10 protein-coding genes are annotated in these 13,705 nt (G+C 59.6%); 4 read left to right on the top strand and 6 right to left on the bottom strand.

The window, feature by feature from the left end:
* Nucleotides 1–679 precede the first annotated feature (679 nt).
* Together ABIB06_RS34295 and ABIB06_RS34290 are read right to left on the bottom strand one after the other, a co-directional pair.
* Complete coding sequence (locus ABIB06_RS34295) at nucleotides 680–1,066, bottom strand: YybH family protein (RefSeq protein ID WP_354052673.1); 387 nt, start codon at nucleotides 1,064–1,066, stop codon at nucleotides 680–682.
* 279 nt (nucleotides 1,067–1,345) lie between these two features.
* Complete coding sequence (locus ABIB06_RS34290) at nucleotides 1,346–2,179, bottom strand: enoyl-CoA hydratase/isomerase family protein (protein WP_354052672.1); 834 nt, start codon at nucleotides 2,177–2,179, stop codon at nucleotides 1,346–1,348.
* A 657-nt stretch (nucleotides 2,180–2,836) separates the two neighbouring features.
* On the opposite strand from ABIB06_RS34290, the gene ABIB06_RS34285 reads away from it, so the two are divergent.
* The 3 genes from ABIB06_RS34285 (at nucleotide 2,837) to ABIB06_RS34275 (ending at nucleotide 6,139) form a co-directional block, all read left to right on the top strand.
* Complete coding sequence (locus ABIB06_RS34285) at nucleotides 2,837–3,691, top strand: IclR family transcriptional regulator (RefSeq protein ID WP_354052670.1); 855 nt, start codon at nucleotides 2,837–2,839, stop codon at nucleotides 3,689–3,691.
* 200 nt (nucleotides 3,692–3,891) lie between these two features.
* Entirely contained in the window at nucleotides 3,892–4,956 is a 1,065-nt protein-coding gene (locus ABIB06_RS34280; protein ID WP_354052668.1) for an acyl-CoA dehydrogenase family protein, read from the top strand.
* Between the two features lie 19 nt (nucleotides 4,957–4,975).
* The gene (locus ABIB06_RS34275) at nucleotides 4,976–6,139 is read left to right on the top strand and encodes an acyl-CoA dehydrogenase family protein (RefSeq protein WP_354052666.1); all 1,164 of its coding nucleotides are present in this window, start codon (nucleotides 4,976–4,978) and stop codon (nucleotides 6,137–6,139) included.
* Nucleotides 6,140–6,338: 199 nt separating this feature from the next.
* On the opposite strand, the gene ABIB06_RS34270 is transcribed toward ABIB06_RS34275, so the two are convergent.
* The 4 genes from ABIB06_RS34270 to ABIB06_RS34255 all read right to left on the bottom strand — a co-directional run bounded on the left by ABIB06_RS34270 (nucleotide 6,339) and on the right by ABIB06_RS34255 (nucleotide 11,882).
* Nucleotides 6,339–7,349 (bottom strand): NADP-dependent oxidoreductase, encoded by a 1,011-nt coding sequence (locus tag ABIB06_RS34270; protein ID WP_354052664.1) that lies wholly within the window; start codon nucleotides 7,347–7,349, stop codon nucleotides 6,339–6,341.
* Between the two features lie 190 nt (nucleotides 7,350–7,539).
* Nucleotides 7,540–9,504: an AMP-binding protein gene (locus tag ABIB06_RS34265; protein ID WP_354069972.1), complete on the bottom strand. Its 1,965-nt coding sequence runs from the start codon at nucleotides 9,502–9,504 to the stop codon at nucleotides 7,540–7,542.
* A gap of 51 nt (nucleotides 9,505–9,555) precedes the next feature.
* Nucleotides 9,556–10,767: an ABC transporter substrate-binding protein gene (locus ABIB06_RS34260; protein ID WP_354052663.1), complete on the bottom strand. Its 1,212-nt coding sequence runs from the start codon at nucleotides 10,765–10,767 to the stop codon at nucleotides 9,556–9,558.
* 947 nt (nucleotides 10,768–11,714) lie between these two features.
* Complete coding sequence (locus ABIB06_RS34255) at nucleotides 11,715–11,882, bottom strand: DinB/UmuC family translesion DNA polymerase (protein ID WP_354052661.1); 168 nt, start codon at nucleotides 11,880–11,882, stop codon at nucleotides 11,715–11,717.
* 109 nt (nucleotides 11,883–11,991) lie between these two features.
* Here ABIB06_RS34255 and ABIB06_RS34250 point away from each other — a divergent pair, with 109 nt between their 5' ends.
* Nucleotides 11,992–13,548, top strand: coding sequence for an ISL3 family transposase (locus tag ABIB06_RS34250; protein WP_354052659.1), 1,557 nt, complete (start codon nucleotides 11,992–11,994; stop codon nucleotides 13,546–13,548).
* Nucleotides 13,549–13,705 lie beyond the last annotated feature (157 nt).

The following is a 13,705-nucleotide window of genomic DNA, read 5'->3' as shown; positions in this document are numbered from 1 at the left end:
GCCGATGCCACGCAACTGGAAGTTCTGCCTTTCATTTGGCGCAACGACACTTGCCATGCCAACAGTCGAGCACCGGCCGGGCAGCACCGGCTTCAAATTGGCCGCGGAGCGGCGTCTCTGATACAGCGACGCACCTTCGCGCCAAGGGCTACCGGATCAGGCGGAAGCGTCTCAATGCGTCGGGGTGGGTTCAAATGAAAACTATTCTGCGGATGGGGTAACGAGCGTGAAGATTATTATTTTGGCAGCGACGATTTGCATGATCGCACTCGAAGGTGCCGATGCGCGGCCGAGACAAGGCAATACCAACTACGATGGCGCGTGGCACCTTTCGTTCGAGACGCAATCGGGCCCCTGCGATCCTGCGTATGCGTTTGACGTCAACATTTCGAACGGTAGGATCAGCCATCCCAATCTTGTGAGGTTCTATGGCGCGGTTGATCCGAACGGACGCGCGCGGGCATCCGTTACCGTGCACGATAAATTTGCATCGGGATCCGGCCGCCTGTCCATGACGAGTGGCCGAGGCTCTTGGAAAGGACGCTCCGGCTCGGCAGCATGCTCCGGCTCGTGGACGGCACGGAGGGAGCAATGACGCTCTCTCCATGTCGCGTGATCGGTTCGCGTGCCAGCACAGTGCTTCTGCTAAGTGCTCCGTCCATAAATCGCCTTGCGCGTGTTAAATCAGCGGCGTTTTCGACGAGACGTGATGGCTGACGATTTTCCAGTCGCCGTCCTCGCGGGCGATCACCCAGGTAATTTTGAGCGGCAGTTTTAGCCCACCTCGATCAACGTCAAACGACGCCGTGGCCGCGACATTGACGAGCTCGGGACCGGCGCTTTCGGCGACTACGTCGCTGAATTGAACGGCAGATGCCCGCCACCGCGGCAATCCCCTGAAGTAGGCCGCGACACCGTCTCTCCCGCGGTACAGTGTCGGGTTCGAGCCGAAGAAAAACGCGTGCTTGGAATAATGTGAGGACAGGGCGTCGGCATCCAATCTGCTGAACGCCGCTGCCCATTTTTCGATGATGTCGGACGCGATGTCGTCCGCAGCATGTGGCATGGGAATATCCAATCGTTGTGAAGGTCTTCTCCATTTTGCGACGTGCTCGCGAAATGTGCGCTGGATGCCGACGCATGGTTGAACATCAGCTTTGCGATAGTATTTACCTGCCCTCCACGAAACAGCTCCCCGTTCGAACATATGCGCTCGTTCGAACGGCCTCCGGTCAGGCTGGGCTCGGTGCGCGGACAACACCCGAGCGACCGCGGGTGATGTCGATGGCAAAAAATCCGCGCCGAGCGACCCGAGGAGCGTCAGAACGCAGCAGTTCTTGTGTTCTTAGAGCGGGCAGTCTTGTTGAAATGCCGGCGGTCTCTTTTCCGCGAGGGCGACAAGGCCTTCCTTCAATTCCGGTCCAACAAATCCCATGAACTCAATTGCCAGCGAAGCATCGAATGTCGGTCCGGCCTGCCGGAGCCAATTGTTGAGCGCGTATTTCGTCCAGCGGATGGCGCTTGGCGGCCCTGCAGCGAGACGGCCGGCGACTTCAATCGCTTTCGCGTCCAGTTCGTCGTCCTCGCAGCACATTGATACCACGCCGATCCGTTCGGCCTCTTCGCCCAAAAGCTGATCGCACAATAAAAGATAGTATTTTGCCTTCGCCATTCCGCATAACAGCGGCCAGACAATCGCTGCATGATCACCCGCTGCCAAGCCTAGTTTAGTATGCCCGTCAATGATGCGCGCCGATTTGGTGGCGATGGAGATGTCTGCAAGTAAGCCGCATGCAAGACCGGCACCGACCGCTGGCCCTCTGATCGCACTCACGATGGGCTTTGAGCAGTTGATGATGTTGTAGACGATGTCTCGAGCCTCCTTCCAGCTACGCATCCGCGTGTCATGATCGTCGATGATACGTTCGATCATGGTCAAATCGCCACCCGCTGAGAAGGCTTTGCCCGCACCGGTCAGGATGACGGCTGAGACGGCAGGATCGCCGTCGATATCCCGCCAGATCATGCCAAGCTCGCCGTGCATTTTCTCATCGGCGGAGTTCATCTTGCCATTCGACATGGTGACCCGTAGTACGCGCGGCTGCGGCCAGTCGAACTGAAGCCGCGTATACTTGGAATAGCGATTGTCGGGACCGGCCGCCAACGTCTGGTCGTTCATCTGGCTCTCCCATTTGCTTTGGATGATTGCCGCTAACGCTCAGTGTCTCATCACGTTAGGAAACGCAGCGATGATGCGAAGTTCTTACCGCGTCAATCGGTAATTCTTTCGGACGAGGCCAAGACGACGACTCAAACCTCATATGAGTTTTTTGAGAATACTTTTATGATTTGACGCCATCGTGCTAACGGCTATCGTGTGGAATGTCTTGGCCGTATCAACTTGGAGCGCTGGCGCGGATATCGTCGGTCGATGGCGTCGGTGTTGGATGGTGCATCCAGAGCTTCCTATCATCTGCAATCGAGTTCAAGGAAACAGGCATCGATATAATCGATTGCTCGTCGGGTGGCACGAAGCTGCTGCGGTGTCGCTGCATGATCCGGCGAGCGCCGGGCTTTAATGCGGCCGGCGCCGAACGCATCCTGAGCGGGGAAGAAAGTCCATCGGATGCCATAGGCATAAGTCCTAAACCTGAACGCCGAATCCGCGCTGCGAGACGGAGAGGCAAGGCTTGCGAGAGAGTTGCTTTGGCTGGCTGGCGCGCGCGGCGCTTTCGACCGGGGTCCGATCCCGCATGGGCCGGCCGCCCCGACCGGTACGTTAGCTGGTGGTTCAGGAGTCGGCTTGATGTCGGGATGAGGAACGAGGGCGGCGACTGTGAACAGAAATGAACCTGCCAAACCGGCGCCGACGCGCAGTGTGACGCCTGAATTCCGCCGCGACATTCCCAAGGTTACTCAAAGTCTGGTGCCGCCAGATCAGAAGATCGACAGCTCGGTCAAGTCAGCGAAGCGAGTGTTCGAGGTTCTTGAGTTCTTCGAGGAGCATCAGTCCGCCGCATCGGCTATTGACGTTTCTGCCGCGTTGCAGTTTCCGCAGTCGAGCACGTCTGCTCTGATGCGGACCATGACCGCGCTGGGCTATTTGCATTATGACGCTGGCCGTCGAACCTATATCCCGACGGCGCGGATATCGATGCTGGGCCACTGGCTCAGCCCAGTCCTGTTCCGCCGTGGACGCTTGATCAACTTGATGGAGGATCTGTCGGCAAAGGCCGGAGAGACCGTCATGGTGGGCCTGCGCAACGGCTTGGCCGCGCAATACATCCACGTCATCCAATCCAAGGTCCCCATGCGCTTGCATGTGCGCTCCGGAACGCTGCGCCCGCTGGCGAAGTCCGGATTGGGCTATGCATTGCTGTCTAGATATACCAACAAGGAGGTCCGCCGTCTGGTCAAGTTGCTTAACTCCTATGACACGCCTCATGAGAAACAAGTCGACATAAAGGCGTTGCTGGCCGAACTCGGGAAGGTGCGAAAGCAAGGTTATGCATTGTCGCTTAGTCTGGTGACGCCAGGCGCCGGTGTGGTGGCCATGGCCCTTCCGAGAGTGGCTGAGTCGAGCGAACCTCTCGCTATTTGCGTTGCTGGCCTGACCGACGCGCTAGTGTCGCAGGAGAAGGCATTTGCCGCCATGATGCGCGATGCGGTCAAGTTCCACTTAAGCGAGTGACTGTGTCGCAATCGGCAATCTTCGCAGGTGCGCACGAGTATTCGCCATCCTGCTTTCGGTGGGTTCTCTGTCGATCTTGCCATCATCAAGCTGTTACCGGAGTAGATCGCAAGCCTGCAATGGAGCGGACGATGGCCATGCCAAGGCAGAACAGGCCGTCGGTCCGCTCAAATTGAGTGCCGCCCAAGTAAGGAGCCTCCATGTCAGATGAAGACAATATAGTCGTTTCGACCGCCGAACGGATTTTCGCCGACCTGGCAGATCTGCAGGAAGTTGCGCACGCGCGGGGTGATGCTTGGAAGGCGCCGTTGTGGCGCGCACTTACCGAGGCTGGTCTACCGCTGGCGTGGGTATCGGAACAGCACGGTGGTTCGGGCGCGAGCCTGATCGACGGCTTTGCCGTGCTGCGCGCGGCCGGAAGATCGGCCCTCGCGGCGCCCCTGGCGGAGACCATGCTTGCGGGGTGGCTGCTGTCGCAAGGCGGAATCGTCGCGCCGGAGGGGATGATGACGGTGGTACCCGGTGGCTCGCGTGAATTGATCGCGCTGGCTGTCGAGGGACGACTGACCGGACACGCGAGGCGTATCCCGTTTGCGCGCGATGCCGCTCACTTCGCGGTTCTCGCCGAGAGCGCTTCAGGACTCAGGATCGCTTTGGTGGATGCCTCGCTGTGCCGCATCGATCGCTTCGAAAACCTTGCTGGCGACGCGGCGGATACTGTTTCCGTTGCCGGTGTGCATCCAGTCGCAATTGCGATCGCGCCAGACTGGTTCGATCCGACCTCCCTTTTCTTGATGGGCAGCGCCGTGCGCAGCCAACAGATCAGCGGGGCGCTGGAGGCGATGCTGGAATTGTCCGTGCTCTATTCGACGGAGCGCGTCGCCTTCGAGCGAACCATCTCTAGATATCAAGCGGTGCAGCATAATCTCGCGCAACTAGGTGGCGAGGTCGCCGCCGCGGTCGCTGCGGCGACATCTGCGGCCGATGCCATGGGTGCGGATCCACGCGATTCGGACGGCCTCTTGCTCGAGGTGGCGTCGGCAAAGATTCGCTGCGGCGAGGCCGCCGACAAGGGCGCGGCGATCGCGCATCAGGTGCACGGCGCAATCGGCTTCACGACCGAGCATGTACTGCACCGTCTGACACTGCGCGCTCTGGCCTGGCGAGATGATTTCGGGAGCGAGAGCTACTGGTCCTCCGAACTCGGTCGGTGGATCGGTAGGCGTGGCGCCGATGAACTGTGGCCGCTGATCGCATCGCGTTAAAGGATTGGGAGCCAAGAACATGACGACAGCATTGCGTTTCGATCCGATCCGGCTGCCGGAGCATTGCCAGGAGCTGCGTCGCGAGGTCCGCGCATTCCTCGCAGACGAGGTCTCGGCCGGGACCTTCGATCCCTTGAGGTCGGGGAGCACCGAAGAAGAAGACGCCAAGGCGTTTAGTCGGCGGGTCGGCGAGCGCGGTTGGATCGGGATGACTTGGCCGAAGAGATACGGCGGTCAGGAGCGCAGCTATCTGGAGCGCTACGTGGTGACCGAAGAGATGTGCGTAGCCAACGCGCCGGTTCGCCCGTTCTTCGTCGCTGACCGGCAGAGCGGCCCAACGCTGATCCGCTACGCATCGGAGCAAATCAAGCAGTCCATCCTGCCGCGGATCATCCGCGGCGAGGCCAGCTTCTGTATCGGCATGAGCGAGCCCGGTTCGGGGTCGGACCTGTTTGCGGCCAAAGCCAAGGCCACCAAGACCGATGGCGGCTGGCTGATCAACGGCACCAAGATCTGGACGAGCAACGCCAACGTGTCCGATTACATGATCGGCCTATTCCGGACCTCGGCGCCCACTAAGGAAAACAGACGTCATGGCCTGACGTCGTTCCTGGTGGATATGAAGACGCCAGGCATCACCTGCAACGTCATTCGACAGATGTCGGGGCTGCGCGAGTTCAACGAAGTGGTGTTTCAAGATTCCTTCATTCCTGAAGGCAACCTGCTTGGTGAGATTGACGGAGCATGGAAGCAGGCAACTAGCGAACTTGCCTACGAGCGCAGCGGGCCGGAACGCTTTCTTGAGACCTACGCGGTTTTGACCGAACTGGTTCGCTCGCTCGGACCGGAGCCTGATATCCGCGCGGCGGAAGGGCTGGGGCGTCTGGTGGCGCAACTCCACACGCTACGGCGCATGTCGGTCTCCGTAGCCGGAATGCTTGAAGCCGGTAGGGAGCCGGTGGTCGAGGCAGCCATCGTCAAGGATATGGGAACGATCTGGGAGCAGCGGTTGCCACACAAAGTGCGCGATCTCGCCGCCTTCGTCGATCCTGAAACCAGCAACCATGCTACCCTTGATGAGTGCCTGGCCTTCAACCTCAAGATAGCCCCCAAGCTCACCATTCAGGGCGGCACCACCGAGGTTCTGCGCGGAATCATCGCACGCGGGCTCGGGCTGCGCTGACATGCCGCTCGCGCTTCTCTCGACCGTCCCACCATGCGCATTGGTGGCGACGACTATGAGTGAGGAGCGCTCGTGCTTCGGCGGGCTGAGTGTTCTAAGGAGGGACGTCAGGGCAACGGCAGAACGTCGCCGTGCGAATTTTGCGTGGCCATCAGGCCCCGATGTTGGTCGAAGCTCTTGAGCTTTGCCGAACCGCTCCTCAGCGGATCTTGATGAGCCTCTTGCCGGTATTCTCGCCTCGGTAGAGTCCAGCGATCGCTCCCGGCGCGTGTTCGATTCCGTTCTGTACATCTTCGGAATAGCGCAATCGCCCATCGCGGACCCATTGTGCCAGACGGGAAACGGCCTCTTCGAACCGAGGTGCGTAGTCGAAGATGACGAAACCCTGCATGCGGGCGCGCTTGACGAGCAAGTGACGCTCGGTGCGCGGACCGTTTGGCCAAGGATCCCAAGTCGAGAACGAAGCAGTGCCGCAGATCACAACGCGCGCGCCGACGGCGAGATGCCGAAGTACGATGTCGCTGATCGCGCCACCGGTGTTGTCGAAATAGAGATCGATCCCCCGAGGGCAAGCTTTAGCGAGCGCGGAGGCTAGATTGTCGCTCTTGTAATCGTACGCCTCGTCATAGCCGAACAGCTCACGGCACTGCGCGACCTTCGCCGGTCCGCCAGCGATCCCGACCGTTCGGCAACCCGAGATCTTGGCAATTTGACCGACCGCCGACCCCACAGCGCCGGCCGCGGTCGACACCACCACCGTATCGCCAGGGCGGGGCTGGCCTATGTCTAGCAGCCCGAAATAGGCGGTGATTCCGTTGAGGCCGGTGACGCCCAGCGAGAGCGAAAGCGGCAGTTCGCCCTCCCGGATCTTTCGCGTGACGGCGGCGGGTCCGACGACCGCGAACTCCTGCCAACCAAACATGCCCATCACCTTGTCGCCCGGCTTGAAGTCGGGATGTGCAGACTGTAGCACTTCTCCGGCGGCGAAGGAGCGCATCACTTCGCCGAGGCGCACCGGCTCCAAGTAATTGGCGACGGTACTAACCCAACCACGCATGGCGGGTTCGACCGAAAGAAACGCGTTTCGTATCAGGATCTGGCCGTCCACCAAGTCAGGAACGTCAGACTCGATGATATCGAAATCGTCGGCTTGCGGAATTTCGGCCGGCCGGGATTTCAGGATGACCTGACGATTGCGATTGTGCTTCATGGTGACAGTTCCTATAGAGGTCGATTTCAAAATGAATGATGCACTCGCATTTGTGGTCTGCTGCTGACGCGTCCACAGCACGAGAGATTCTCCGGGGCACCCGCGCCGAGGGCGGGAAGGGCTTGCGTCTTGTATCAAGGTGCGGACATTAAGCGACAACGCATGGTTCGCTCGGAGTTTACCGGTTGGTTCAAATAGCGGTCACTTTTTCACGCAGTCGGTCGACGGCCTCGGGATTGGCCAACGCCGAGAGGTCGCCGGGATCCTTGTGCTCGAACACGGCACGCAACACGCGGCGCATGATCTTCATATTGCGGGTACGTGGCAGATCGTCGACGAACAATATCATTTCGGGACGATAGGATGTGCCCATTCCTGCGACGATGGCGGACGACAGTTGGTCTCCGAGGTCACGATCGCCTACGACGCCCGGCATCGGCACGCAGGCACATACGATGGCCGAGCCTTTGACCGGATGCGGAATGCCGAACACGGCGGCTTCCGCAAGCTTGCCGGTTGCGATCAGAATGCCTTCGAGTTCCGACGGTCCGGTGCGCTTGCCGGCGATTTTGATGGTGTCGTCGGAGCGGCCGAGAATGTAGTAGAGCCCGTCCTCCCCACGCATCGCGAAATCGCCATGAACCCACAATCCGGGCAACGTGCTCCAGTAGCTTTCGATGTAGCGTTCATCGGCCTTCCACAGGCTCTTCGTCAGTCCGATCGAGGAGTGCCGCAGGACCAGTTCTCCGACCGTCCCATCGGGGACGCGCTGCCCGGTCAGATCAACGATGTCGGCGCCTACGCCTAGCGCGGGGCGCGCGAAAGAGCCCGGATTCATCGGGTGATTAGGCGTTCCGGTGAAGATGCAGCCACCGACTTCGGTGCCACCTGACATGTTGATGATCGGGATCTTCTTCTTGCAAACGTGCTCGAAGAACCACAGCCAAGGCGCTTTGGTCCACGCCTCGCCACCGGAGGCCGTCATCCGCAGGCTGGATAGATCGTAGGATTCTACTTCAAGCCCGTAACGCATCAAACCGCGCACGATCGTCGGCGACACGCCGAGGTAGGTCACCCGATGTTCGGCGATCAGTCGCCAGAACCGTCCCGAATCCGGGTAATCCGGAGTACCTTCGGCTACCAGCAAGCTGCCACCGGCGAAACTTGGGACGCAGGCGCACATCGCGCCGACCATCCAGCCCATATCGCTGAAAAAGAAGAACCTATCCGACGATTTGAAGTCGCTGCAGATCATCATATCGCGGGTGACCATCGAGCCGATGAACCCGATATGGTTCCAAACACATCCCTTCGGTTCGCCTGATGTACCAGAAGTGTAGAGCAGGATCGCCGGGTCTTCCGCCTGCATCTCAGCAGTTGCGATCATGGCGCCCTTGCCGGCGATGGCATCGTCCCACCAGAGGTCGCGGTCCTTCTGCATTGGCGTGTCGATCGCCAGATTTCCGCGACGCGCAACGATCACGTTTTTTACGGTCGGCGAGGCCTCCAGGGCCAAGTCGAGCACTGACTTGAGCGGCCCCGCAGCGCCGCGCCGCCATGTGCCGTCAGCGGTGATGACGGCCTTCGCTTCTCCATGATTCAAGCGGGTCTGTATCGGCGTATGGCCGAATCCAGAAAACAGCGGCATGACGATCGCGCCGAGCTTCAGGATTGCGAAGAAAGCGACGAACGTCTCGGGCAGGTTCGGCATGTAGATTGCGACCACATCGCCGCGTCCGATCCCGATATCGTGCAGTCCTTGCGCCAACCGCCCGACTTCGCGGTCGAATTCGCGGTAGCTCAGCGAGCGGCGCTCACGCTTGTCTTCGCCTTCCCAGACGAGGAACGTCCGGTCCCACACTGCGGTGTCGCGATGCTTGTCGAGGCAATTCAGCACGATATTCGTGGTGCCGCCGACGCACCAGCGCGCCCAGGCCTGACCGGCCGAAACATCGAGCATCTGGTCATAGTTGCGGTAGAATCTCACGTCGCAGAACTTGAAGACTTCCTGCATCAGCCATGCGGGATCGGCTTCCGCTCTCGACGCGAGTTCGTCATAGTCGCTTTGCCCGGTGGCACGCAGAAACGCCGTCAAATTGCTTGCCGCCGCCAGTTCCGATGGCGGCATCCAGATATACGGCGTGGCTTCGTTCATTTCTGTCATCTCAGGGATATCTCAATCGACGGGAGGGAAGCAGCGCAGTGGTTACTTCTTGAGCAGCGGACAGGCGCTTTCTTCCGGCGTCACGAAAGCATCCTTGCCGGGAATCACCTGAAGCAGCTTTTCGTAGTCCCACGCCCCCTTCGATTCAGCGGGCGACTTGGCCTGCACCAGATACATGTCATGGATCAACTGGCCGTCTTCGCGCAGCGACGCGTTGCGGGCGAAGAAATCCTCGATAGGCATCGACTTCAATTGCGCGATCACCTTCGGGCCGTCGTCAGTGCCGGACTTTTCGATGGCCTTGAGATAATTGGTCACCGCCGAGTAAAGCCCGGCATGAACCATATTCGGTCGCTTGCCGGTCTTGTCCATGAACTTCTTGGCGAAGGCCCGCGTTTGGTCGTCGAGGTCCCAATAGAAACCGGTCGTCACCAGTAGCCCTTGCGCTGCCTGCAGTCCGATGGCGTGGATGTCGCTGCTCTGCATCAGGAGTGCTGCCAGGCGCTGCTTGCCCTTGGTGAGTCCGAATTCCTGAGCCTGCCGGATCGAGTTTGCGAGGTCGCCGCCAGTGTTGGCGAGCGCGACGACGTCGGCCCTAGAATTCTGCGCCTGCAGGATATAGGACGAGAAGTCCATACTGTTGAGAGGATAGCGAACTTCGCCGACGACGGTGCCGCCGAGTTTTTCCACCGCCTTGGCCGCATCATTGCGCAGCGCATGTCCGAAGGCGTAATCGACGGTCAGGAAATACCAACTCTTGGCACCCTCCATGACGAGCGCCCGCGCCGTGCTATTGGCGAGTGCGTAGGTGTTATAGATCCACTGTACTGAATTTGGCGAACACGCTTTGCCGGTAAGATCCGACGAACCTGCGGAAGCAATCAGGATCGCCTTGCCTTTCTGCTTGGTTAGTTCCAGCACGGCAAACGCCACAGCCGAGTTTACGAGGTCGACAATGACGTCAACGTTTTCAGTTTCGTACCAGCGACGCGCGATGGCAGCACCGATGTCCGCCTTATTCTGGTGATCGGCATCCACCATGACGATCGGCTTGCCGGCTACCTTGCCGCCGAAATCACCGATCGCCATCCGAACGGCTTCTACTGACATGGGACCGGCGGCATCGGCGTATACGCCGCTCAGGTCGGTCAGCACGCCGATCTTGACGGTGTCGTCCGATATCTGCGCCTGCGCCGATGTCGTTATCAGCGTTGCGACGCAGGCGCGCGCGAATAAGTTCTTGATGTTTTTCATGGTTTCCCTCCAGATTTTGTTTGGGCCTGTTCGGCTATCCTTTTATTGCGGAGCGCAGATCACGCGATGAGCTGGATCCGAGCTGCTTAGTGCGTGCGGGTGGTCCATGTCGGTGGGTTGCCGCAGGGCCGATGCGCTCGCGCAGAAACCAAATCGGGTTCTACCGAACCGCAGGATCGTCGAGCTGAACATCGGCGCATCTGTCGAAGGAAAACAGCCAAGGCGACGGCGCTTTCGGGGTCGGTAGTCGAGAAGTTCATGTTAGCGCAGCTGATCATGTGCATGAGGCGCGGTACGCGGGATCGATCCGCATGATGGGTGCGCCGATGCTGTTCAGCGCCAGCAAGTGAAATAGGAAAATCCGGGTGTTCTCGATCAGCGTTCCGACGTGATTATCCCGGACGTAAGCGGCGGTGTGATGGTTCTCCCGGAGCGATGATGCGCTTGCCGCGCGCCTGAGTTGGGTGCCGTTAGCCGTGTGGTTTCGGTCCGTGCGCCGAGAAACGCAGGCGAACGAGGCGCGAGCTGACGATAAGAAGATGCTGTGGAGCGTGTACATACAGACCGACGCCGGAGCGTGAGAAAATGCGCGCAGAAACGAATTACGCTCGATCCGTCAACTAAGGCTGGCAGAGCAAAACAGGTCAAGCAATTAAAGACTTTTGTAAAACTCATATGTGTTTCGACGCGCAGTTTGGCGACTTCAATTTCGACGCGGAGGACTGAAGTGATCGGTGTGCGGCGCGTGAGCGTCGCATAGAAGGCGAAACTGAAGTGACGAGGGAGGCGATCAGCAGGTTGGACAGCTCGCTTCGAGCTAGGAGCGAAACGTTCGCCGCGTCCGGCAGTGATGCGATTCGCACTTATTGCAGAGGTTAGAGAGCGACGAGAGCGAGATTCCTAGCAGTCGGACCGCTTGGCGAGAGGCATCTCCTTTTTCAATCGTTCTATCGAACCCGTTCGAGGTCGCTGCGACTGTCGATGGCGGTGGAACCCGACCTGCTGCGCGTGAAGTGGTAGAACTTGATCTTCAGCGTGACGGTACGGCCTCGGTTGCCCGTGTTCTCGCAGTGGCGCCAGACTTTGTCGATTAGCGGCTGCAGTTCGGCCGTCATCGCATCGAGATCAATAAGATCTATTGTCAATCGGCTTGCAACTTTGGCTCTGACTCATTTCTGATGAAGTTCGCCGGCGACTGTGGTTCTTCAACGGAGAATCGGCGCCATGCGGACAGGTTTTCGAATTTCATCGCTCGTCCCGAGTGGTTTGGTATTTGATGGCGTAAGTGATTCAGAGGATACGGTTATTCTGGCTGTTCGGTCAGAGGCTGCGGAGGCCCAGTGCCCTTTATGCGCGACAGCATCGCGCCGAATCCATAGCCGTTACATCCGGCACGTGGCCGATTTGCCATCAGCGGGCAGAAAGGTGCGCCTCCGATTGCTCACGCGGCGCTTCACATGTGAGGTGCCGCATTGCCGTCGGCGGATCTTCGCGGAGCGGTTTGGTGAAGACATCGTCCCGCTTCGACGGCGCCGGACGGCACGACTGGAATACATCGTCCATCACTTGGGGTTAGCGCTCGGCGGCCGGCCGGCGGCAAGCTTCGCCAAGCGGCTGATGCTGCCCGTCAGCAACGATACCTTGCTACGGGTGGTCCGCCGGCGGGCGGCGATGCCGACAGATCCATTGCTTGTTGTGGGCATCGATGACTGGGCGTTCCGGAGAAACCATCGATACGGGACGATCGTGTGCGATTTGGAGCGGCGGCAGATCGTTACCCTGCTGCCTGACAGGGAAACTGCGACCGTTCGGGCGTGGCTATCGAAGCACCCAACGATCAACATTGTGTCGCGAGATCGCGGTGGTGGATACGGCGAGGCAGCAGCCAAGGCGCTGCCGAACGCCATCCAAGTCGCTGACCGCTGGCATCTGATGGAAAATGCGAGCGCGGCCTTCCTTGATGCGGTGCGACGCTCCATGAACAGAATCCGAACCGCAATCGGAGCGACGACGATCAACCCGGAATTGCTGACCAGTGCGGAAAAGCTGCGCTATCAGGGCTATCTGCGGCGCCAGGACAGCCATGCCGTAATTACGGCTCTCGTCAGCGACGGTGTGCCGCTCAAGGAGATCGTCCGCCGCACAGGACATAGTCGCAATCAGGTTCGCCAAATTAGCCGCGGCGGCGGTTCGGATATGTTCCGCACCCGTCAAAGCACCCTGGACGGACATCTGCCGTTCCTGGACGCGCAGTGGTCAGTCGGCTGTCGCAACGGTGCCGAGCTCTGGCGCCGCTTGAGGGGACAAGGCTTCAAGGGATCACTACGCGTGGTGGCGGAATGGGCGACGCGACGGCGGCGTGCCGAGACTATCAGCCATCAACAATTGCAGAAGGTGCCCGCCGCCAGGACGATAGCGCAGCTGATGACGACGAAGCGCGACCACCTAACCAGGGCCGAGACCGTCACGCTTGCGGTCATCGAACAAAACGTCCCTATGCTGGCCGATGCGCAAGCCCTCGTTGGCCGCTTCCACGCGATGATCCGAAAGAAGGCCGAGATGGAGCTCGAACCTTGGATTGATGAATCCAAGCGGAGCCTCATCGCCTCGTTCGCGAATGGAATCGCCAACGATAAGGGCGCGGTGCACGCCGCTATTACGCAACCCTGGTCCAATGGCCAAGTGGAAGCTCAGATCACCAAGCTCAAGCTGGTCAAACGGCAGATGTACGGGCGCGCTAAGCTCGATCTACTTCAAGCCAGGCTGATTGGCGCGCCATAAAAACAATCACGATCATCGAATATGCGTCAGAGCCAATTTTGGACGCCGATCCCCCGGCTTAGGGGGCGCATTGCCTCATCAAGAATGTTACTGGACAACTTCTCGCCGATGACTGCAGCGGCGCCACCAAATTGCTTCGGTGGCCTCTATGGCGGGA

It is taken from the genome of Bradyrhizobium sp. LB8.2 (assembly GCF_040548035.1).
GTDB lineage: Bacteria > Pseudomonadota > Alphaproteobacteria > Rhizobiales > Xanthobacteraceae > Bradyrhizobium.
Note: the sequence above shows the minus strand (reverse complement) of the source record. Positions and strands in the feature narration are given on the sequence as shown.